General features: G+C 59.1%; 18 protein-coding genes. 8 read left to right on the top strand and 10 right to left on the bottom strand.

Annotation, left to right across the window (positions count from 1 at the left end; all coding sequences use genetic code 11):
* Positions 1-67: 67 nt before the first annotated feature.
* A complete protein-coding gene (gene upp / locus JMN36_RS09695; RefSeq protein ID WP_221924340.1) occupies positions 68-706 on the bottom strand; it encodes a uracil phosphoribosyltransferase in 639 nt (212 codons plus the stop codon).
* Positions 707-847: 141 nt separating this feature from the next.
* Here upp and JMN36_RS09690 point away from each other — a divergent pair, with 141 nt between their 5' ends.
* The 3 genes from JMN36_RS09690 to JMN36_RS09680 all read left to right on the top strand — a co-directional run bounded on the left by JMN36_RS09690 (position 848) and on the right by JMN36_RS09680 (position 3,853).
* Complete coding sequence (locus JMN36_RS09690; RefSeq protein WP_221924339.1) at positions 848-1,204, top strand: hypothetical protein; 357 nt, start codon at positions 848-850, stop codon at positions 1,202-1,204.
* 3 nt (positions 1,205-1,207) lie between these two features.
* Positions 1,208-2,377: a C40 family peptidase gene (locus JMN36_RS09685; RefSeq protein ID WP_236881864.1), complete on the top strand. Its 1,170-nt coding sequence runs from the start codon at positions 1,208-1,210 to the stop codon at positions 2,375-2,377.
* A gap of 63 nt (positions 2,378-2,440) precedes the next feature.
* A complete protein-coding gene (locus tag JMN36_RS09680; protein WP_221924338.1) occupies positions 2,441-3,853 on the top strand; it encodes a hypothetical protein in 1,413 nt (470 codons plus the stop codon).
* Positions 3,854-3,879: 26 nt separating this feature from the next.
* Here the strand turns inward: JMN36_RS09680 and JMN36_RS09675 are convergent, their stop codons facing one another.
* From JMN36_RS09675 to JMN36_RS09660, 4 genes are all read right to left on the bottom strand, one after another.
* On the bottom strand, positions 3,880-4,722 hold the full coding sequence (locus JMN36_RS09675; protein WP_236881865.1) for an ATP-binding cassette domain-containing protein: 843 nt from the start codon (positions 4,720-4,722) through the stop codon (positions 3,880-3,882).
* Positions 4,719-5,687, bottom strand: coding sequence for an ABC transporter permease (locus JMN36_RS09670; protein ID WP_221924380.1), 969 nt, complete (start codon positions 5,685-5,687; stop codon positions 4,719-4,721). The genes JMN36_RS09675 and JMN36_RS09670 overlap by 4 nt, the downstream gene beginning before the upstream one ends.
* A gap of 92 nt (positions 5,688-5,779) precedes the next feature.
* Positions 5,780-6,733: a substrate-binding domain-containing protein gene (locus JMN36_RS09665; protein WP_236881896.1), complete on the bottom strand. Its 954-nt coding sequence runs from the start codon at positions 6,731-6,733 to the stop codon at positions 5,780-5,782.
* A gap of 277 nt (positions 6,734-7,010) precedes the next feature.
* Positions 7,011-8,429 (bottom strand): adenosine deaminase, encoded by a 1,419-nt coding sequence (locus tag JMN36_RS09660; RefSeq protein ID WP_412728551.1) that lies wholly within the window; start codon positions 8,427-8,429, stop codon positions 7,011-7,013.
* A 119-nt stretch (positions 8,430-8,548) separates the two neighbouring features.
* Here JMN36_RS09660 and JMN36_RS09655 point away from each other — a divergent pair, with 119 nt between their 5' ends.
* On the top strand, positions 8,549-9,970 hold the full coding sequence (locus tag JMN36_RS09655) for a D-alanyl-D-alanine carboxypeptidase family protein (protein ID WP_221924335.1): 1,422 nt from the start codon (positions 8,549-8,551) through the stop codon (positions 9,968-9,970).
* 183 nt (positions 9,971-10,153) lie between these two features.
* Positions 10,154-11,023, top strand: a complete 870-nt coding sequence (locus JMN36_RS09650; protein WP_204087413.1) for a hypothetical protein — start codon at positions 10,154-10,156, stop codon at positions 11,021-11,023.
* 197 nt (positions 11,024-11,220) lie between these two features.
* Here the strand turns inward: JMN36_RS09650 and JMN36_RS09645 are convergent, their stop codons facing one another.
* From JMN36_RS09645 to JMN36_RS11045, 4 genes are all read right to left on the bottom strand, one after another.
* Entirely contained in the window at positions 11,221-12,339 is a 1,119-nt protein-coding gene (locus JMN36_RS09645; RefSeq protein WP_236881866.1) for a YhjD/YihY/BrkB family envelope integrity protein, read from the bottom strand.
* Between the two features lie 91 nt (positions 12,340-12,430).
* Positions 12,431-13,477 (bottom strand): tryptophan--tRNA ligase, encoded by a 1,047-nt coding sequence (gene trpS / locus JMN36_RS09640; protein ID WP_204087414.1) that lies wholly within the window; start codon positions 13,475-13,477, stop codon positions 12,431-12,433.
* Between the two features lie 84 nt (positions 13,478-13,561).
* Complete coding sequence (locus JMN36_RS09635) at positions 13,562-14,647, bottom strand: exodeoxyribonuclease III (RefSeq protein WP_204088773.1); 1,086 nt, start codon at positions 14,645-14,647, stop codon at positions 13,562-13,564.
* A gap of 151 nt (positions 14,648-14,798) precedes the next feature.
* Complete coding sequence (locus JMN36_RS11045; RefSeq protein WP_306421624.1) at positions 14,799-16,679, bottom strand: MFS transporter; 1,881 nt, start codon at positions 16,677-16,679, stop codon at positions 14,799-14,801.
* A gap of 550 nt (positions 16,680-17,229) precedes the next feature.
* Between JMN36_RS11045 and JMN36_RS09625 the strand changes: the two genes are divergently transcribed.
* Together JMN36_RS09625 and JMN36_RS09620 are read left to right on the top strand one after the other, a co-directional pair.
* Positions 17,230-18,489 carry a low temperature requirement protein A gene (locus tag JMN36_RS09625; RefSeq protein ID WP_236883105.1) on the top strand — a complete coding sequence of 420 codons (1,260 nt, stop codon included), beginning with the start codon at positions 17,230-17,232 and terminating at the stop codon, positions 18,487-18,489.
* Positions 18,490-18,502: 13 nt separating this feature from the next.
* Complete coding sequence (locus JMN36_RS09620) at positions 18,503-19,153, top strand: DNA-3-methyladenine glycosylase (RefSeq protein WP_221924334.1); 651 nt, start codon at positions 18,503-18,505, stop codon at positions 19,151-19,153.
* Here the strand turns inward: JMN36_RS09620 and JMN36_RS09615 are convergent.
* Entirely contained in the window at positions 19,097-20,203 is a 1,107-nt protein-coding gene (locus JMN36_RS09615; RefSeq protein ID WP_221924333.1) for an ABC transporter permease, read from the bottom strand. The two genes, JMN36_RS09620 and JMN36_RS09615, sit on opposite strands and share 57 nt — an antisense overlap.
* A gap of 286 nt (positions 20,204-20,489) precedes the next feature.
* Between JMN36_RS09615 and JMN36_RS09610 the strand changes: the two genes are divergently transcribed.
* Positions 20,490-21,056 carry a TetR/AcrR family transcriptional regulator gene (locus JMN36_RS09610; protein ID WP_204087417.1) on the top strand — a complete coding sequence of 189 codons (567 nt, stop codon included), beginning with the start codon at positions 20,490-20,492 and terminating at the stop codon, positions 21,054-21,056.
* Positions 21,057-21,280: the final 224 nt, after the last annotated feature.

Raw genomic sequence — 21,280 nt, 5'->3', positions numbered from 1 at the left:
AGACACCACCGACGCCACAAAGAGGGGTAGACCGTCGGGGCTGAGTGTCTACACATCGCGCCTGTAGCTACAGATCGATATTGCGAGGACCATACAGACGATCGCCCGCGTCTCCTAGACCAGGGACAATGTAGGCATCCTCATTCAATGACGGATCGATCGTCGCCGTGACCAACCGTGTGACAGGAAGGTCGGCGTCCTTCAGCGCCTGCACCCCCGGTTCGGCGGCCACCATGCAGATGCAGGTGATGTCGTCCGCACCCCGACTGGCCAACAGGCGGATCGCGTGGAGCAGCGAGCCCCCCGTCGCCAACATGGGGTCGACGAGGAAAACGGGGCGGCCAGAAAGGTCATCCGGTAGCGCCTCTAAATAAGGCACAGGCTTGTGCGTCGTCTCATCACGAGCCAAGCCGATGAACCCCACTTGAGCGTCGGGAATCATGGACAATGCTGGGTCCACCATGCCAAGCCCGGCGCGGATAATCGGAACGATAATTGGGGGCTCTGTCAGGCGGAATCCATCAGCCTGGTCTACCGGGGTGGATACGGGGAAGGTATCCACTGCGAGATCTCGGCTGGCCTCGTACACCAGCATCATGCCTAAATCTGACAACGCCGCGCGGAAGACTTCATTTGTGCTGCGCTTATCGCGCATGATGGTCAGCCTCGACGACACCAACGGATGATCAACGACCCTAATCTCCATAAAAACCAGCTTACCTGTGGGGAACCATAACGAAACTCGCGCGTCTAACCCCACCGCACGAGAAATGTCACATAGCCCGGCGGGCACGCCTGGCGCACCTCGAACGCCTCTGGCTCGACCGATACACAGGAGGACACCGCAATGATGGAGACCGGCTCGATTACCGCCCAACCTGACGCTTTACGCACCGCTGCCGATCAACTGGCCGGGTGTGCAGATACTGTCAGCCGACTACGCGATGGTTATGAGGCCAATCCCCCGGGCTTTGCCAAGTGTTCCCCTCACATACCCGCTCTTCAGCGCGCTATCGAGTCGCTGGGACAGAACCATGACCGCCTCAGACACGAACTCGGACGGTTCAACGAATCGTTGTTATCGATCTCACAGGGCACGCGGACGCTGGCCGATGCCGTCGATCATTCTGACACCGTGGCTGCCGTGCGTATGAACACGCTGACCAGCACAATTCCTGGTAACCCCGGGGGAAGGCAACGATAACTCATGCCTTCGTTTATTGGATCGCCCGTATCGTCCGAGGCCGCAACGCTCATTGAAGATACCGTTCACTACATCACGTCGCTGCTCCCGATCACCCCGGAGACGCCACTGCCAGATTTCACTCACCATTACCCGCTTTTCGACGCCACGCAACGCGAACTCGGTGCGATGCTATCCGGGCCGTGGAAAGAGAGCATGTCGACCGTCGATAGTGCGCTGGTTGGTGAGGCGGGAAACGCGTGGCACGACGGACTGGATCGTGCTGGCAAGGGCTCGGAATCGCTCCGACGCTCTGCCGAGGCCGCGTCGCACGCGAGCATCCGCATAGCCAGCACCATCATCAAAGGCGCTCTCGACATCTCCGGTATTGCTAACCGATATCTCACGACCGCGACGTCACTGCTCACTAGAAGTATGAGCATCCCTATCCTCTTGGGCCCGATCCCTCTGAAGCCCGGGACCGGGATCATGCCGGCGTTGAAAAAAGCCTCTGCCGACGCGCGGCACGAGGCCGACACCGCAGCGGACCGCATTAACACGGAACTCGAAGGCGATGTTGCAGTACTTCAGCGGTTGTTGGAGGAGCCGTCGCCTGGCTTCCCGCAGTGTGAGGTGGACATACCGTCCGATCCGCCATCGGCAGCGGTAACGACCCCCGCTGGAGCCCCACCCGCGCTTAACGCTGCGAATGATGTGGCGGCCGGATCACCGGGGATGTCAGGATCATCGGGAGCGTCGGCGTCTGCACCGGCCACCCAACCACCTGCCGTTTCGGCACCACCTACTGCACCACCGCCGGCGTCTCATGCGTCTGCCAGCGGGGCCTCACCCCAAGCACTGCAAGCGGTGGAAGCCGCACGCAGTGCCATCGGAACCCCGTACCAGTGGGGAGGAAACACCCCCGGCGTCGGTCTTGACTGCTCAGGGCTCACGCACTGGGCTTATGCCCAGGCAGGAGTGGACATTCCTCGGCTTGCTGAGGCGCAAACCGTCGGCACGAAGGTCACACAAGACCAGCTTCTTCCCGGTGATCTTGTGGTGTGGGATGGGCACGTCGCGATGTACGTCGGCGACGGCATGATGATAGAAGCAGGTGATCCTGTCCAAACCTCGCCGCTGCGGACCACCAACATGGGGATGAACTTCCTCGGCTTCTACCGGCCCACGGGGTAACTGCCGGCACTAACGCACCCAACCTGTTAGCACTAACCATAAAGCACGCTACGATGAGGGGTCATGGCCACCGAGAGCATAATCCCAGTCCAACTGGAACTGACCAGCGGAACGTACTACACCCTATGGGCACCGTCCTGGAAAGAGAACGGTGAAGAATGGCAGGCGTTTCTCGGATCAGACGATAGCCTCTACTTCTTCACCTCGCCCGCCGAACTCTTGGCGTATATCAATTCCGGCGCACCCATCGATCTCGCCGAGCACCCCAAGTGGCGAGCATTCCTGCATAAGGACGCGGAATCGCAGGCTGTCCCCACGCCCCGCCACGTCTACGACCTGGTCGCCGTTCCCGCCATGCTGGCAGAAAAACCCAGCTATGCCTCCGTCGACAAAGTCGAGCGAAACCTAGCTATGGCGCGCTCCCTCGGCCGGGTGTGCGGAATCGACCGCATCAACGGGTTCTTCAACAGCTACTCGCTGCTCTCCAACCTCAGCCGCGGAGCTGAGCACTTTACTGGCGACGACGGCAATGGCGAATGGTCTGCCATCGGCCAAACGATTCTCTCCAACTGGGGCCCTGTCCTCGACGCGCTCGACAACGAAGCCGTGAACGACGGCGGCTTCGACGACAACGCCGGCGCATCCGGCGATGCCGCGAACCTATCGTCTACCAGCACAAGCGTCCCCGTCGGCGCACCGACCGGCGACACGGTAAGCAACGCGGGCGCAACTGGAACGCGCACTGCTCCCGTCTTCGTCACTCCCGCCATTCCCGGGAACAACCCCACCGATTCCATCAACAATGCCCAACGCAGCATCGACGATGCTATTGCCGCACGTGAGGACCACGAAAAAGAGGTCGCTGCAGAGCGCGCAACCCAGGCAGAGAACGAGGAGGCCAGCTCGACGCCGGCCACCGACCCCTATGACTCCACCATTTGGGCGTCCGTCGGCATTGATCCGATCACGATCGTGATGAATGGACGTACTCTCTACACCCTGCGGTGCTACATCAACGACCGCCCCGTGTTCCTCGGCAAATTCGGCCAGATTTACACGTTCACGTCCGGGCGCGCTCTCAGCCGCTGGATCGTTGACCATAAAGACCACGACCTGGCGACGGTTTCCACCTGGGGAGAACTCGTCGACAAAGCCAACGTCGGTGAGCTCAAGGTAGAAACGCACCCCACGAACAACTACGTCTTCACCAACTTGGCGGAGTCCATCGCCAAGGGGCCGAACGCCGTCGACACTGATCAGCTCGGCCAGGCCTATGAGGTCATTGCCGACGCTTCCGACTGGGCAGAGGACGACGCCGTGAACTCCGTGCTCCTCGCCGTGCCCGAGCTGCAGGAATACATCTCGTACATGCTGGGGACGTCGTCGAATTACCTCCCCTCGGCACCGTATGACACCGAGGCCGACGGATGGCGTCGCCTGGAAGAAACGCTGAGCGAGCGGTTCAGCAAGTCCTAGGCACGAGCCTAAAACCCACGCGCGGGCTAGGCGCGGACCTGCCCTAGCTCGTGGGATAGGGATTCGAGCTCCTCACCGCCAGCCATTTGCGCGGTGAGCTGCTCCAACGTGATGTCCTGGCGGCCCGCATCCAACTGCATCCGGCCGTGCCCCAACAGCACAAAGTGGTCCCCAACCAAATAGGCGTGATGAGGGTTGTGGGTGATCAAGATAACGCCCAGCCCTCGTTCCTTCGCCTGCTGAACAAAACGCAGCACCATGCCCGATTGCTTCACGCCCAGCGCGGCCGTCGGCTCGTCCAGAATGATTGCGCGCGCACCAAAGTGGACCGCTCGGGCGATCGCCACAACCTGGCGCTGTCCACCGGACAACGTCGAGATCGGGACCGTCACGTCGGGTAGATCAATGCCCATCGACGTCAGCGCGCTGTCGGTGGTTTTCTTCATGTGCTCCGCGTCCAAGGGAGCAACCATGCCCAGCCAGTTTGGCCCACGAACCACCTCGTGCCCGAGATAGAAATTGCGCCACACCGGCATATCCGGCACCACCGCCAAATCCTGGAAAACAGTGGAAATGCCACGAGCGATCGCGTCCTTCGGGGACTTCAGAGCAACGGTCTCGCCGTCGATAAGAACACGCCCCTCAGTGGGTTTGTGCAAACCCGATAGCGTCTTAATCAGCGTCGACTTGCCTGCGCCGTTGTCGCCTAGCACGCAGGTCACCTCGCCGGCATAGACCGACAGCGTCATATGAGAGAGCGCGACATGCGTCCCGTAGGCCTTGGTGACGTCGTCAAGGGCGAGAATCGGGGTCTGTGACTCTGCCTCTGCTCTCGTGGTGGCTGATGATATCATCGCGGTATCAGTCATCGTGTGCTGTTCCTTTTCTCCATGGCCCGGTTCGACAGCACCGCCAGCAGCAACATGGCCCCGAGGAAGAACTTAAACCAGTCGGGGTTCCAGCCCGCGTACACAATGCCCTGGTTGATCATGCCGAAAATGAACGCGCCGATAGCCGTGCCGATCGCGGTTCCCTTTCCGCCCTTCATCGACACCCCGCCGATGACGGCGCCGATAATGTACAAAAACTCATTGCCGACGCCCTGCCCCGCCTGGACGGAGTCGAAGGCGAAGAGTGTGTGCATACCGACGAACCACGCGGCGACCGACACCCCGATGAAGAGGAGCACTTTGACCCGGGTGACAGGGATGCCTTGTGCGCGGGCCGAGGCGTGGTCCCCACCGACGGCAAAAATCCAGTTGCCGAAGCGAGTGGAATATAGGACGTAGGTCGCGATGGCAACAAAGACGAGCCACCACAGCACCGTGATCTTCACGGACACGGAGCCGATAGTGATGGACGACGCAAACACGTCTTTGGCGCTGCCGAAGCCCTGCATGTCCGAAATGGACGGCGTCGACACCGCGTTGGTGACCCACTTGGTGATCGCCAAGTTGAGGCCCTGAAGCATGAGGAAGCTAGCCAGGGTGATGAGGAAGCTATCCAGCCCTGTTTTCATCACCAAGACACCGTTGAACGTGCCTATCGCAACGGCGAGGAGCAGTGACAGCGCGACGCCGGTCCATGAGTTGAGGTGCCAGTTGTAGTTCATCATCGTGGCGGCCAGCGCGCCCGTGGTGACGGCCACGCCGGAGGATAGGTCGAACTCGCCGCCGATCATGAGTAAGCCGACGGCCAGGGACATGATGCCGATGGTCGACGACGCATAGAGCACCGTCGAGAATGCGGCGAAGGAGCGGAATGACGGGGCCACCGCCATGAATAGGGCGAAGACAATGACGGCACCCAAGATGGAGGCTGCTTCCGGCCTCATGAGAGTTCGTTGCCACAAAGGTCGCCGCGTCGGCACAGATTCAGACGTCGATGCGGACGATTCAGTGGCCGGCACAGATTCGGACGCTGTCGTCATCGCAGACCCTCCTTAGCAGCATCTGCAATGGAATCCACGTTGGAGGAATCGACGAAGGACGGCCCCGAGTACACGGGACGGCCGCCTCCGATCGATGTCCCATTGCGTTTGTGCAGCCACAACGAGTCCACGGCCAGGTACCCCTGCAAATACGGTTGCTGATCCACGGCGAATTGAACGTTGCCCGATTTAATGGCGTTGACTAGTTCCGCATTGGTGTCGAAGGTAGCGATTTTGGCCTGCGAACCGGCGTCGCGAGCCGCGTCCACCGCGCGGAGAGCGACCGGCGCAACCAGCCCCATCACCCAGTCAATGCTGTGATCCTGCGCGAGTTTCGATTCGATGGTGGCCTGTGCCGAAGGCAGATCTTGCCCGTTGACGTAGAGGATTTCCGTATTCACCTTGTTTTTAATGCCACCGCAGCGGGCTTCCTGGCTGGAATTGCCCTGCTCGTGAATGACGCACAAGGTGTGCTGGGCGCCTTGTTCTTTGAGCTTGTCGCCCACTGCTTCCCCAGCGACTTTCTCATCCTGGCCGAAGAACCCTTTCAGCCCGTACTTCTGCCAGACGTCCATCCCGGCGTTCAACCCGACTGCTGGAATCTTCGCATCGTCGGCCTTCTTGGCGACGGGCCCAATGGCCTCCGGGTTCGGCATGGTGACAGCGATCCCATCCACCTTGGAGTCGATCGCGTTCTGGACCAGGTTGGCCTGGTTCGGCGCTTGAGGATCAGAGGAATATCTGAAGTCAACGTTGTCTTTTTTCGCGGCGTCCTCGGCACCTTTACGCACGAGGTCCCAGAAGGTATCCCCGGGCGCACCGTGGGTGACCATCGCCACCGTCATACGGGGAGTGTCGACGGTTCCTCCCCCGCCGGAGCTTCCGGAACTCCGGGGCGCTCCGCCGGTGGATGAGCATGCCGCGCCCGCAAGAGCTACGGCACCAACCACGAGGGCGACGGCACACCGTCGAACGGTGTAAGAGACACGGTGGTGCACAGGTATCCCGATCCTTAAGAGTGTCAGTGGCTAGATCCCGTTACCCGCGGCTGCGAATAACGGACATGTCTGATCAATCTCGCTATTTCACCCTCCTCAGTGGGGGTGGTCAAATCTGTTTCTGCTGGTGTTGAACGATTCATATAATCTGAACAGGGATAGCTGTGACCGGTTACCGTCACTTTTTACCCCCTTTTGCCCCCGCACCCTGTAGCTCGCTTCGGCCCAGCTATTCACGCTTATCTGAACCGCGATCGCCTAAATCTAATCCGTCCAGACCGGCGAGCCCGTCAATGTCATCAAGGCCTAAATCACCCAGATCGATATTCAATGTGCCCGCGCCCGAGTGGTTATGCCCGTGGGCTCCGTGAGCGTGATCATGCGAGTGCCCCTCAGCGCCATTCTCGTCGGCACCATCGTCGTGGTGGCCGGAGCCGTCGTTTCGGCTGGTGGCCCTCATATCGGGATCGCCAACCAGTTCCTCATACGCCGGAATGATCAGATCTCTGGCCAGGCGCTGCCGATCCAGCAGAGGGAGGAATGCGGCATCCATCGCGTTCAGGGTCAGGTGCAGCAGCTCGTCGTAACCGAAATCAAAATACTCTCCAAGCAGCAACATCTCGTCGGTCATCGTCGTGCCGGAGACGGTCCGGTTATCCGTGTTCACGGTGCAGGTGAAACCGAGTTCATACAGAAGGGACAACGGGTGATCCTCCATCGAGTCGACCAGGCCTGTCTGGCGGTTAGACGTCGGGCAGAGTTCCAAGGCAACAGTGCGGTCGCGAACTCGAGCAGCCACAGGGCCCAATTCAATCCCGTCGAGGGACGCGCCGAAATCTTCGTAAATGCGAGCACTGTGTCCGATGCGTGACGCACCCAGGGCTAATGCGTCCTTCATCGAGCCCACTCCGTCAGCTTCGCCCGCGTGGATCGTGAACGGAACGAGGTTTTCACGGAGCAGCTCCAATGCTTCGGCATGCTCACGGACCGAGAATCCTTCTTCCGGGCCAGCCAAATCAAAGCCGACAACATATCCGGATCCATCCCCCGCATTATCGACGACGAGGCGCGCGATCTCCGTAGACCGATTGTTATTTCTCATCGCGCACAGAATGAGCCGCGCAACGATCGGGTTGTCCTCCGCCGCGGCACTCTGTTCGCCAGCGCGAACACCGGCGATCGCGGCGTCGACAACATGTTGAAGATCGAGCCCCTGCTCCTGGTGCTGTTCCGGCGCGAAACGGAGTTCCGCATACACGACGCCATCGCGGGCTAGGTCTTCGACGGCTTCACGGGTCACGCGCTCGATGGCCTCGGCCGTTTGCATCACGGCGGTGGTGTGGGCGAATAATTCCAGGTACGAGGGGAGATCCCCTGATTCGGCGGACGTGCGGAACCATTCCTCTAATGCGTCCGCACGCGCGTCCTGGGGCTGAGACATGATGCTGTCCGGCAAACCGGAGTAGCCGGACTGCTCAGCAAGCTCGAGCAGCGTGGAAGGCCTGAGACCACCATCAATGTGATCATGAAGCTCCACCTTGGGCAGCTGGGCGACCGTGTCACGGTCGAGACTTTTGTGATCCGGACTAATCGATGGGCGCGGCCCCATGCTGGCGGAATACGGTGATTTCTGCGCGTTCATTGCCATAGGGTTCAGGCTAGCCGATGGGTAGGACATGCCGTCGAGGCCGCAACATTGCCGCAACCTGATGGCACCCCGAAGTGTCATATGTGTTCAGGGCCTAATTTTTCCTAAGATGCTGGACTATGGCTTCCCAGCGCTTTGCTCCCCACCTTCAGCGGTCCGCGTATCAGCGGCGCCCACACTCGCCGACGGCTCTACGGCGAACCATCGTGGCCAGCACCGTGGGCATCGCGCTGGGCTTTACGTCGTTTATCCCAAGCATGGCATTAGCCACGCCGCCGGCTGCGGCAACCCCGGCTGCTGCGTCGGCTCCCTCGGTGTCGGTGTTAGCTCAGGATGAGACAACCCCGACTCGCCCGATTGATCCCAACTGGATCCCCGTTGAGGTGCCGCCTGACCAGCCACTACCCGACGATCCCACTCTCCACACCGAGTCTTGCCCCTTCCGGGAGCACACTCCCCCGGCCGTCGATGAATCCGAGACGGTCCAACCAGGCAACACCAGTCCCACTCCCATCCCGGTCAACACGGACCCCGAGGGCGGCAAAAAACTGCAGTCCTGCGGCGTCATTGTTCCGGAGGGGTTTAAGGTTCCGGAGCGACTCACTGTCGGATCGTGGCTTATTTACGACGTCGACTCGGGCGATGTTATTGCCGCGAAGGACCCACATGGGCGGTACCGGCCGGCCTCCATTTTTAAAGTGTTGTTAGCCCGCGAAGCCATTGATCGTTTACCGCTGGACAAGGTGCTCACAGCGACGCAAGAGGATGCCAATATGGAGGGCTCTCGTGCTGGAATTGGTCCGGATGGGAAATATACGGTGAGGCAGGCGCTGCAGGGGCTGCTCATGCGGTCCGGTAATGACTGTGCTCATCTGCTCATGCGCACCCTGGGTGGAGAGAAAAAAGTCCTGGCTGACTTGCAAAAACGGGCCGAGGGGTTGGGTACGCAGGACACGCGGGTGACGTCGTATTCGGGGCTCGACGCGCCGGGGTTACAAACATCCGCCTACGATTTGGCGCTGCTGTACCGCGAGGCGTTTCACAACAAGACGTTTAACGAAATAGTCAATACGAAACTCATTGATTTTCCCGGCTATCAAGATAATCCAGGTTTCCAAATCTCTAACGACAATGAGATGCTCTTCAACTATGAGGGCGCTTTTGGTGGGAAAACCGGGTTTACCGACGACGCCCGCCACACGTATTCCGGTGGCGCAGAGCGTAACGGGCGAAAACTAGCGGTCATCGAGCTGAACGCCACCAATGCTGCCGGAAAAGGCTGGGATCAAGCCACGAGGCTTCTTGACGCTGCGTGGCCCGTTCACGATTCCGTGGGGTATCTGGTCGGCTCCCCTGCTGCCAAGAAGGCGGGGAAGAATGAAAGCTTTAGTGGCGATAGTGCGGAGGAGAACCACTCTGCGTCACATGGTGGAAACGAGCTGCGTCGGCACCCGAAGGCGTTTGGTATTACGGCTGGAATTGCCGTGCTCGTTATTACCGTTGCGGTCTGGAGTATGCGTCGCGGTCGGCGTCGGAAGTGATAATTACCTTCATGTCCGGGATTCACAAATCGTGAACAAATCGTTATTTTTATTCTTTTTTCATCACAATTAGTACATAGTTGAGCATTCTGTTTACGTCGAAACGTTGCAGTGATTATGTTGTGAAATATGGATACGAAAACATTGTCCCCTTGTGAATCCCCCGCTCCTATTCATTCCGGCATGACTGCTCGGACGCGTCGTGTAGCGGCTTCGTCGGCGGCCATTATGGCGTCCGCAGCCTTGGTTCTCGGTGGCGCTAATGTGGCCATGGCACACCCCACGTCGATGCCTGAGCACCCTGTTGACGCCGCACTCGCGACGGCCATTGACAACGCTCACCACGATGCTCACCGGCTAGTCAAGGCCGAAGCTGATAGGGAATCTGCAGCCGCCGCTGCTCAAGCTGCGCAGCAAAATGATCGCATCGATGCGATCCACGGTCAGGCTAAAGAGTCCGTCGGCACCGTTGTCACACCGGTCTACGACTCTCTGACCAGCACCTACAACACGGTGGCGCAAGCCAACGCCGATACCGCTACGCGTATTGCGACCGCGGCCAACTCGGTGCGCGAGCAGTCAGAGGCACACCACAATCCTGTCGGTGCACGCATCGCTGACACTGTCACGCAGGGCACAGCAACTGCTTCCAACAACTTCGCTGGTGCGCAACTTGCTGTCCACAATGCTGCAGGTGCCGCCGTCGACAACGCCGTGTCTGTGGCTAACCAAACAATCGATGGTGTAGCTGACCGTGCGCACGCGTCCGTCGACAACCGTGCTGCACAGAACCAGGTATCCATCGATGCTCGGGCGGCTCAGGCAAACGAAGTCATCCACCACGTCTCTGACGCGGCCCAGGTTGCCGGTAACCAATTCGCAACGGCAGTTGGAACAGTCCAGAATGCGGCTCAAGCGGCCCAGGAAACTGCTCAGCTGACACGCCAGGCCGTCGTCTCCACGGTCAATCAGTTCGACCAAGTGCTCATCAACACGGGTACGCAGCTCGGAGCTCCGAGCGTCGCTCACCAGGGCCCGGCACCAGCACAGTAAAAACACTATGCAGTAGGGCCAGCGGCTAACTACTTCAGCCGTATCGCCCGATATAAGTTCTGCGGGGCGCGATGGCCGTAATCATCGCGCCCCGCAGAAGTATATGGGTTTAAAAACTCGCACCCGACGATCGACGTCACCGACCTAGTCAACGTAGCGGGCGAACGGGAACTCAGGCAGCCGGCCTACCCGCTCCCCTACGCGTCGTTCTTCTTGTTACCACGCGCTTTGCGCATCGCCGAACCGACGGTCAGAGCACCAACCAGGGCACCAACGCCCACCAAACCGGCTTTCTTCGTCGTCGATGATTCTTCATCAACCTCTGCCCCACGGATAGAAATAACCGCAGGCGGCGGGGTGTGAACGTCGACAACTTTTCGAGATTCTTGAGTCGTGGCGGCCCAGGCCGAGCAATAGAGCACAACGCGCCAGATCAGGTAGAAGAGGACCATGATGGCGATTACTGGCCCGAATGCAGCGGCCGCGGGATTGTTCATCGTGGCAGAAATGAATACTGCACCGAACTGCTTGATCAACTCAAACGCCACTGCGCCGATAACGGCCGCCTGAAGCACCGATTTCCACGGCACTTTTTCCCGCGGCAGGAACTTCAGCAGCCAAACAAACACAATATAGTTGGCGAGCAAACCAACAGTGAATGCAACCAACCACGTCACAAAATGAATTCCCGGTACTGAATCCAGCTCAATATATTCCAGGAATTTCTTGGTCAGACTCGACGACCCAATAGCGGTCACCACAAAGGCCGCCACAAAGGCGACCAACAGCCCGATCAGGCCGATAAGATCTGATAGCTTCCCCTTCACGAAATTGTCCGGGGTGATCTTCACCTTCCACATCTCAGAGACGCCGAGACGAAGGTTGCCCATCCAGCCGAGGCCAGTCCAGAGTGCGGTCAACAGACCGATAACACCGATGGAGCTGCGCCGTTCAACGGCTGTATCCACCAGTGTTTGCAGCGTGTCTTTAAGACCACTCGTACCCAGATCCAGGATCTGCTGCTCAACTTTGTCCATGGCAGCGTCGTTCCCCGCCAGAACGAAACCGAAGCCGGCGAAGACGATCAACATAATGGGGATAAGGGAGAGAACGGAGAAATACGTGATCCCTGCCGCAAAGTGGTTGCCACCTTGTTCGCTATAGCGGTCTTGCATGCGCATGAGGTGGTCAAACCACGGGAACCGCAGCCGAGCCTTTTCCATTTTGCTCAGTTCGTCGTCGTGCGAACGTTCCATGCCGGTGTATTCGTCCGCGCGCCCGGTATTTTTGTCTGCCACGTTTTTCGCTGGAGCCACAATAGCCCTTCCTTTATGGTTTCAGCTTGTGATTCAGCCAAAAATGCGGCTGACTCCGCTTCGTATTGTTCTCTCGTATTGTCTTTTAGGGTTATTTGCTTTCTGGCAAAAACCCAATTTTCTTATGCACTTTACGCAAAGTTTTGTGTGCTTCATAGCGGGCACGCTCTGCGCCGTCGGCAAGAATTTTCTCCAATTGCGCCCGATCAGACATGAATTCTTCGTAGCGGGCTTTCAGCGGAGTGGTGAAGGCTTCGAGGGCTTCCGCCGTGTCCTTCTTCAATTCGCCATAGCCCACACCCGACTCTTGGTATTTTGCCGCGAGTTCCTTGGGGTCCTTATCCGTCAGCGCACCCTGGATAACAAGGAGGTTCGAGACACCCGGCTTGTTTTCGCGGTCGTAACGGATCTCGGCATCATTATCGGTGACAGCCGAACGGATTCGCTTTGCTGACACTTTTGGATCGTCGAGCAAATTAACAATCCCTTTGGGATTCGACCCAGACTTCGACATTTTCGACGTCGGTTCCTGAAGATCGTAAATCTTCGCCGCACCCTCCGGAATAAAACCGTCGGGAACAACAAATGTTTCACCAAAACGGGAATTGAACCGCTGCGCTAAGTTTCGGGTGAGTTCCATGTGCTGGCGCTGATCCTCCCCCACGGGAACCAGCTCCGGTTTGTACAGCAAAATGTCGGCAGCCATCAACATGGGGTAGGCGAACAAACCAGCGCTCGTCCGCTCAGTGCCCTGCTTCGACGACTTGTCTTTGAACTGGGTCATACGGCTGGCCTCGCCGAAACCCGTCAGGCATGTCATGATCCACCCGAGTTGAGCGTGCTCGGGAACGTGAGACTGTACGAACAGCGTCGACCGTTCTGGGTCAATACCCAAGGCCAGCAACTGCGCGACACCGGATAACGTACGCTTGCGCAATTGCTGCGGATCCTGATCCACGGTGATCGCGTGAAGATCGGGAATAAAGTAAAAAGCGTCATAGTTGTCCTGCAATTTAATGAATTGCCGGACTGCACCCAGATAATTACCTAAGTGATACGAATCTGACGTTGGTTGCAACCCCGAGACAACGCGAGCCTTATGTTCTTGTGCGCTTTGTTGTTCATTCTCACTAGCCATGGAATTTACAGTACTTCTTACCGCACGCGTTTCTGCAACCGGCCGTCAGACACGTTCGATACCGGGTGAATGAAATAGATATTTCTATTTAAAACCGACGACGACGGGCGAATGGTCCGACCAGCGAAGATCATAAGTATCAGCGACGTCCGTGCGGGCGGCGACCGCCCGCTCAGCCAGACTCCGTGTCGCCGCGTGGACATCGATTCGCCACCCAGCGCCCGTGTCGAAAGCCTGCCCGCGCCAGGTGTACCAGCTGTAGGGGCCTTCTTCGTTCTCGTGGAATGAGCGCTGAACGTCGATCCATTTCGGATGCTTCGCCGGATCCCGGAAGCTCGCCGCGGACGGTTTGTAGTCCTTCGAGGCGAAGAAGTCACCGATTGCGCCCGCATTCCCCTGACGTCGCCCGTCACTCAAGGTCACGCCTCTGGGCGCCTCGATATCGTCGTTAATTTCAGAGACCGTCGCACCAGGCCCCGGGCCGAAGATGGAGTCCATGAACGCCCGCTCATCAGGCAAGAAGCCCGCTTTTTTGCGATTGCCTTTCCAGCTCTTCAGGTCCTCACGCCGGTGACAAATGTTCCAGTCCCCGGCGACGAGCATCTTGTCGTACTTCTCGGCCCGCTGCTCCAGCACGGGAGCGAGCGAGTCCAAGAACGCGTACTTTTCGTCCTGTTTTTCGTTCCAGCCGCCGCTCGGGAGGTACAGAGAGGCCAGGCGCACATCGCCTAATCCCTCACCAGCGTGAATCGTTCCCTCGATCCAGCGGCCGGCGTCCTCAAAATCGGGGATACCGATCTCAACGTCGTCGACGGGGAACGTCGACAAAATCCCCACCCCGGCGCGGCCACGACTTGCCGCCGGCGCAACGGTGAGCGACCACCCGTCGTCAAGGGCAGGTTTGAGAGCATTCTCAGCCTGCTTTTCCGACGCCCGCACCTCTTGGAGGAGCACAACATCCACGTTGGCGTTCTTCAACCACTCATGGAAGCCGAGGTTCTCGTCCGACCGGTGCTTGACCGCTGCGCGAATACCGTTCACGTTGATCGACGCGACAGTCAGCGACGCGTCGGCAAACGATCCGGCGGACGCGGCAAATGAATTGCGGTGCCCGGGGGTGTTGTCATCATTGGGTTTTATCGGCGTACTGTGGGGAGGCATGTCGGACATCGTAGCGGATGCGCTGGACACGACTTCATCTGGGCAGCCGACGCCGGCGCAATAAGCCTGGTCAGTGGCCGTTCAACGATGGGCGCCGGCCGGCGTCGGCAATTATTGTGCCGCTTTTATGCACCTTTTATGCCCCGGGTTAACTCGTGTTTTAGCTGGCTGGAGTCTTCACAGGCTGCACCGACGCGGTTGACCGCCGACGAACCAACGCGGTGGGCGCCCACACGATCATGGACAACAGCGCCATGAGAGCACCGGCCAGACCACCACTGGAGTAACCGAACCCGGCGGACACGACCCAGCCGCCGACCATCGCTCCCCCAGCATTCGCAAGGTTCAACGCGGACTGGTTGAGGGCGGACGCAAGGGTCTGCGCCTCACCCGCCGTATCCATCAACCGGGACTGCAGGTTCGGGGTGAGCAGCGATCCTGACATCCCGATCAGCGCGAAGTTGATGGTGCCGAGCCACGGGTTGTGGGAGGTGAAGAAGAACGCGGTCAAAACCACCATCATCACGATGAGCGAGAAGAAAATTCCACGCTCCGGGTTGTAATCCACCAGTTTTCCACCGAACCAGGTGCCGATAATCATGCCGACGCCATAAGACATCAGCACGATCCACATGAGGCTTGCCGGCAGGCCAGCGACTTCCGTCATCGTCCACGATATGTAGGTGTAGACGGCGAACATGCCACCAAATCCGACAGTCCCCATGAGCAAGGTGAGCAAAACCTGTGGCTTAATGAGCGCGCTGAGCTCGGTCAACGGGTTCGTCGTCAGCATGAGGGTCATGTGCGGCAGCGCGATCCAAATCGAGACCAAGGTGGCGAGCCCGATCAGCGACACCATGGCGTACGCATAATGCCAGCTCATGGCCTGACCGATCGCCTGCGCAAGCGGAACACCGATCAACGTGGCGATCGGCAACCCCAGGTTCACAATGGCGATTGCTTGGCCCCTCTTACCAGGCTTGGACAGCGACACCGCAACCAACGAGGACACCCCGAAGAAAGCACCATGCGGGATACCCGCAATAAACCGGGCTGCTATCAGGAAGGGATAGTTCGGGGCAAAAACACTCAAACCATTACCGACGGTGAACGCCCCCATCAACAGGAGGAGGAGCCGCCGACGTGGGATTTTGCCAGTCAGAGCGGTGATCAGCGGCGCTCCGACGACGACGCCCATCGCGTAGGCCGTCACGATACGTCCGGCGGCACCGTCGGAGATGCCATAGTCGGCGCCGATGTACTTCAGCAACCCCATGGAGACGAACTCCGTGGTGCCGATGCCGAACCCACCGATAGAGAGCGCGATCAGGGCGAACAGGGCACGTCGGGATCCCATTTCGGTTTGCCGCGGGATCGGTTTGCGCTCTGGCATGCGCTCGACGACGACCTGCTTGCTGCTGTTATACGCGTGGCGTGACGCCTGGCCAGTTTTCACAGCAGCGGCGCGGGACGTGTGAGCGGTTTTCGCAGCGACGGCACGGGACGTGTGCGCCGTCTTTGCTGCGGCAGCACGAGACGAATGGGCAGTTTTCGCGACGGCTTTCTTCGACGCCTGTGTACTCTTTGCGACGACTTCTTTGCGCGCCTGGGCGCGGCGGGCTCGGTTAACGCGACGCTGCTGCGCTTTCGCCGCCTTGCGGGCCGCTTTGTCCTCGGCGGGATCGTGCGCGGTTCCGTGTGCAGCGGCTTCATGTTCGTCTGCGCGTGTGCCGGCCGATTCTTCGTCGTCACCTGCATCGTCAAGGGAGTACCCGTTGCCGTGGACCTGCGGGTGGTCATCGATGTCGATACTCAGCGACTGGTGGACCAGCGTTGCGTACGGCTCTTGTGGAGCTCCCGACGCGTCACCGAATTCACGCCCCGATTCACGCTCGCCGGACGCCTCCATGCCCTCTGGCGTATGGGTATCTCCCGTGGCGACGGGCTCGGTCAATGCGCGTGGCGCAATGATGTAGTTGTCTGCGTCCATATAGTCGCGAAAAACGTCGACGGCTCTACGGATAAGGCTCCCCACAGGCATCACACTTCCTCTTCTCTTGACGTCGGTGCGTCATGTACTCGTGATCGTGTGTCGATGTAGTCGGTGTAAACGTGAATTTATCGGTCTTGCGTCGGTATTAGTTCGGTCGAAGTCAGGGGGTTATGCGGACGCGGGGTTGACGGAATTGACGGGGGAAGCGACACATTGTCATGTCTCCGGAGGTTTCCTTGTGGTCGCGTTCGAGTTGCCTACATTTGCACATACGTGTGCCATCGTGCAATGCGAAAAGCCCATTTTCCCCTGCACAATTCATTACATTCCCGTGCGCATTGTGATTCGTTTTACTTTGTCGGCCTCAAAGGCGGGGTAATTTCAGCTCTTCTGAGCTAAGTATCTCAGTTGCAGCCGCGACGGGTCGTTCAGTCGTGTCCACATTTCCCGGCGTTCTTAGGGAAGCCGTGTCCGGTTTTGTCGGGACCGACAGGTAATCTTGACCCTGAATTTAGGCGCGACAGCAGGCCTTCATCACGCTGTCATCCCACAACCCTCAACGTGGCCAACACCACCCTCACTAACAGAAGGACTTCCAGTGAGCTCATCTGACGTGCGAACACAGGACACTCGACGCCCCCGCTTTTTCCTCACTCCGATGCGCCCGCGTGATCCTGAACAACCTCATCGCGCTGCGACCGTTCTTGAGCTCTTCTTCGACCTCGTTTTCGTCGTCGCCGTATCGACGGCTGGCGTGCAGTTGCATCATGCCCTCACCGAAGGCCACGCGGGCAAAGGTATTGGCCTCTATCTCATGGTGTTTTTCACCATTTGGTGGGCGTGGATGAACTTCACCTGGTTTGCCACCAGTTTTGATAGCGACGACTGGCTCTACCGTTTAAGCACGTTCGTGCAGATGGCGGGCGTGCTGGTTTTGACTCGGGGGATCGGCGACGTGTTTGAAGACCGTGATTTCAGCATCATGGTCATCGGCTATGTCATTATGCGCGTGGCCATGGGAGCACAGTGGCTTCGCGCTTCACGCGCTAAGGGGCAGGAAGGCCGTTCGGCGTTGACGTACGCCATCGGGATTTTGTCGGCGCAGGTGCTGTGGGTGATCTCGGCGGTGGTCACGTCGGGACGTATCCCCCTGTGGATTTTCGTTGTTTTCGTCATCGTGGAACTGTCGGTTCCCCTGGTAGCCGAGGTCACAGGCGGGACGCCGTGGCACCGGGAGCATATTGCGGAGCGGTACGGCCTGTTCACCATGATTGTTTTAGGTGAGTCGCTGCTGGGGTCCGCCAATGCGATTATCGAGGCTCTCGACGAGGGGGAGCACATTGGCCAGCTCATCGATGTATCGATCATGACCATTGTGATCAGTGCGGGTATTTGGTGGATCTACTTTTATCCGCGGCATACGGAGCGGTTATCGAACTCGTCGATTCTGTTGTCTGTCCGGTGGGGCTATGCGCACTACCTGATTTTCGCGTCTGCCGGCGCGTTTTCGGCGGGGATCGAGGCGCTCGTGGACTACGTGACGGGATCGTCGGAGCTTTCCTATGTCGCTGTGTCATTGGCGGTGACTGTGCCGGTGGCTGTCTTCATCCTCGCGATTTGGGCCGTCGCGTACCCTGGGACTCCGCGACTTGTGCGCACCGTGATTCCGATTGGGGCGGTGGTGACGGTGGCTTCCACCTGGGTGCCGGTGCCCGTCGCTGGGGTGGCCGTCGTCATTGTGGCCATGGTCGTTGTGTTGGTGTGCAACCCGGTCGACGGCGACGACGACACGGAACATGAGCACGAGGCCGACGAGCGGGCAGCTGGCGAGCAAGAAGTCGACGAGGTCCGCAGCTGAGGAGGTGTTATCGGTGGGGTTTCCGCCGGACTTGTTTTCCCATCCCGCGGACATTGTCGCCCCGTACGTCTTAGGGTCGACGCTTCGCCGCGGCCCGGTCGCGCTGATGATTACTGAGGTCGAGGCGTACTTGGGGCAAGCCGATCCTGCGTCACATGCTTCTCGAGGGCCGACGCCACGCTGCGCGACGATGTTCGGCCCACCGCTGCATCTTTACGTTTATGCCAGCTATGGCATTCATCGTGCGGGCAATGTGGTCTGTTGCCCCGAAGGCGTGGCGTCGGGACTGTTATTGCGCGCCGGGCGCGTTATTGATGGTTATGACGTCGTTCGATCCCGACGAAGGGACCGCCCCGAGGACGATGGGCTTGCCCGTGGGCCGGGAAATGTGGGATCCGCGTTGGGGTTAGATCTTCATCTCGACGGGATGCCCATCGTCGTGGATGATGATGGAGCACAGACCGGCGTCGGCAATCCCGAAGCCACGGAGCTGCGGCTAAGCCGTGCCCGCGCTGAGGACGACATTGTTCCTTATGTCACGGGGCCACGGATCGGAATTTCGAAGAATAAAGAGGCACCGCTACGGTTTTGGATTCCTGGTGATCGGTCAGTTACTCCGCCTCGAGGCCGTCCACGCAGACCAACCGGCAAGCACTATTCCTAGCAGGGCCCAGCACGCCAGCACGAGGCCGTGGATACCCCACCCGGCGCCGTCGAAGAATCCGACCGAACGCAACGCTGAGCCGGCAGCGCCTAAGGGTAGGAATTGTCCGATGGTGCCCCATGGCGAAGGCAGCCAATCGGGGCCTGTTTGCATGCCGGAGAGCGGGTTCGACAGGAACATGACGAACACAGCGCCAATGCCCAATCCCGCGTAGCCGAACTTGGACTCCATGCCGAGGACGAACATCGACACACCGACAATGGCCAGCGATAATGTGCCCACGATTTCCCAATAACTTCCGTCGACGACGTCGAAACCGAAGCGCATCACAGCGGCCAAGATGAAACCGGCGATGATGGCGAACGCCCCGCAGGCGAGGAATCGACGGGTGCGTCCTCCGTGGACCTGGGTGGACAAGACGACTGCGGAGATCATGCCGCCAAACGCCATCGGGAGTGCCAGGGTGGCGAAGGCTGTTCCGTGTTCGTCGCCGGATGCTGGCGGGGCCACATCTGTGGTAGTGACCTGGGCACCTTGTGACGTAAGTGCCTGGGTGACCCCATTCATGACCCGGAGATACGTAGTTCCGGCCCCTGTCGCGGTAATCACCTCGGCAGTGGGAACAGGGATGCCGTTCGGCCCTGCCGTCCGTTGCCCCAGAGCAATGCCTCCGATGGCCTCGCGGTCGTGGACGGCCTGTTTGGCGTCGTCAACATGCTTGATCTCGAAAACCTCAGGCTGGTTGTGCTCCATGTTTTGAGTGAGTTGAGTAACCGCCTGATCTGGCCCGCTGACGGCGAGCGGTAGGTCTTTCGCGCCGGAATTCACTGCGGGCGCCAAGAAAGACAGCAGCATGAGCGTGACGACGGCGGCGAGGCCGAACACAATGCCCACTACTTTTCCGCTCGACGTGTGTTCAGTGGTTTGCTCCGTGTCTTTCGACGCCTGATTCGTGCTGTTAGGCGCCTGGTTGGTGGCGCGTTCAGTGGCCTGCGTAGTGGCCGAGGTGCTCCGGGTAGTCACCTCCGTGGAAACGCTGTTACTTGCCATAAGGTCTCCCCTTTCTCCGATGTGTTTCGACGTGCAACGCGGCCATCGTCGTTTTCTCGATGTTGTGTAGTGCGACGTCGCCGTTGACATGCATGAATATGGCTCGCCCGTAGGTATGACCAGCAGGTGCTACCTGAAGGCATTACCCAACTAAACGGAGCGTTCCGCTCCGGATATAAATGGAGCATAGCGCTCCGTTTAGATTGGTGCAAACGCGCCAGACGTGACAGAATGTGACCCCATCAACGGTTTCAAGCGCTGAGACCACACCACTAGGAGAAACATCGTGCGTGCAGACGCGACTGCCAGCCGTGCCGCCATCATTGACGCTGCGTGGCAAGGTTTTGCCACCAACGGTCCAGATATTTCACTGCGGTCCATCGCGCAGGATGCTGGGGTTGGAATCGCTACCCTCTACCGGCACTTCCCTACACGCGAGGACCTCTTTGTGGGCGTCGCCGAAGAAATGGTGGCCCGGTTCAAAGCAGTGTGTGATCAGTACGTTGACGCGCCGTCCTGGGATGAAGATCCAGCCACTACATGGTCAGCTTTCATTGCCGACGATTACGAATTACGAATGGGCGCTTTGGTGGCACAAATAGCTGAAAAAATCGCTGTGTCGCCCGAACTTTATGATCGGATTACAGCTTTACGCACGAAGGCTTTGAGTCAGGTGGAACCCGTCCTGAATCGCGCTAAAAACGGTGGGCTGGTTCGCCCAGAAATCAGCCCAGCACAGTTCCAAATGGGAGTGGGCCTTCTGAGCAGGCCTCTTCCAGCCACGTTGGAGCAACTCGAACCGGGCTTTTCCACATGGTTACTGGACACCTTCGCGCGGGGAATAGCGCCCTAGGGGACTCCGCTCCAGCCAGGTAGGCACGCCCATCGCCCTCCCCAGCCCCAGCTGCGGGGACCAACCGTCACATCCCCGCCTCCCCAACGAGCGTATCGTCGCCCCGTCTGTGGGGGTGCGTCACATCGTGGAGTCGCATTTGTGGCGTCGTCACGTACTCTAGAAAAAGGAAGTATCCGCTATGTTGATAGCTTTGCTACCCAGGCCTTGTCTAGGTGATGACG

It is taken from the genome of Corynebacterium pseudokroppenstedtii, from assembly GCF_019754945.1.
Lineage (GTDB): Bacteria > Actinomycetota > Actinomycetes > Mycobacteriales > Mycobacteriaceae > Corynebacterium > Corynebacterium pseudokroppenstedtii.
Note: the sequence above shows the minus strand (reverse complement) of the source record. Positions and strands in the feature narration are given on the sequence as shown.

Coding starts and splice junctions, on each gene's coding strand:
- trpS (WP_204087414.1), bottom strand. CDS start 13,477: ATGGCTAGTGAGAATGAACAACAAAGCGCACAAGAACATAAGGCTCGC.
- JMN36_RS09650 (WP_204087413.1), top strand. CDS start 10,154: ATGACTGCTCGGACGCGTCGTGTAGCGGCTTCGTCGGCGGCCATTATG.
- JMN36_RS09655 (WP_221924335.1), top strand. CDS start 8,549: ATGGCTTCCCAGCGCTTTGCTCCCCACCTTCAGCGGTCCGCGTATCAG.
- JMN36_RS09685 (WP_236881864.1), top strand. CDS start 1,208: ATGCCTTCGTTTATTGGATCGCCCGTATCGTCCGAGGCCGCAACGCTC.
- JMN36_RS09660 (WP_412728551.1), bottom strand. CDS start 8,429: ATGGCAATGAACGCGCAGAAATCACCGTATTCCGCCAGCATGGGGCCG.
- upp (WP_221924340.1), bottom strand. CDS start 706: ATGGAGATTAGGGTCGTTGATCATCCGTTGGTGTCGTCGAGGCTGACC.
- JMN36_RS09615 (WP_221924333.1), bottom strand. CDS start 20,203: ATGGCAAGTAACAGCGTTTCCACGGAGGTGACTACCCGGAGCACCTCG.
- JMN36_RS09690 (WP_221924339.1), top strand. CDS start 848: ATGATGGAGACCGGCTCGATTACCGCCCAACCTGACGCTTTACGCACC.
- JMN36_RS09675 (WP_236881865.1), bottom strand. CDS start 4,722: ATGACTGATACCGCGATGATATCATCAGCCACCACGAGAGCAGAGGCA.
- JMN36_RS09635 (WP_204088773.1), bottom strand. CDS start 14,647: ATGTCCGACATGCCTCCCCACAGTACGCCGATAAAACCCAATGATGAC.
- JMN36_RS09670 (WP_221924380.1), bottom strand. CDS start 5,687: ATGAGGCCGGAAGCAGCCTCCATCTTGGGTGCCGTCATTGTCTTCGCC.
- JMN36_RS09680 (WP_221924338.1), top strand. CDS start 2,441: ATGGCCACCGAGAGCATAATCCCAGTCCAACTGGAACTGACCAGCGGA.
- JMN36_RS11045 (WP_306421624.1), bottom strand. CDS start 16,679: ATGCCTGTGGGGAGCCTTATCCGTAGAGCCGTCGACGTTTTTCGCGAC.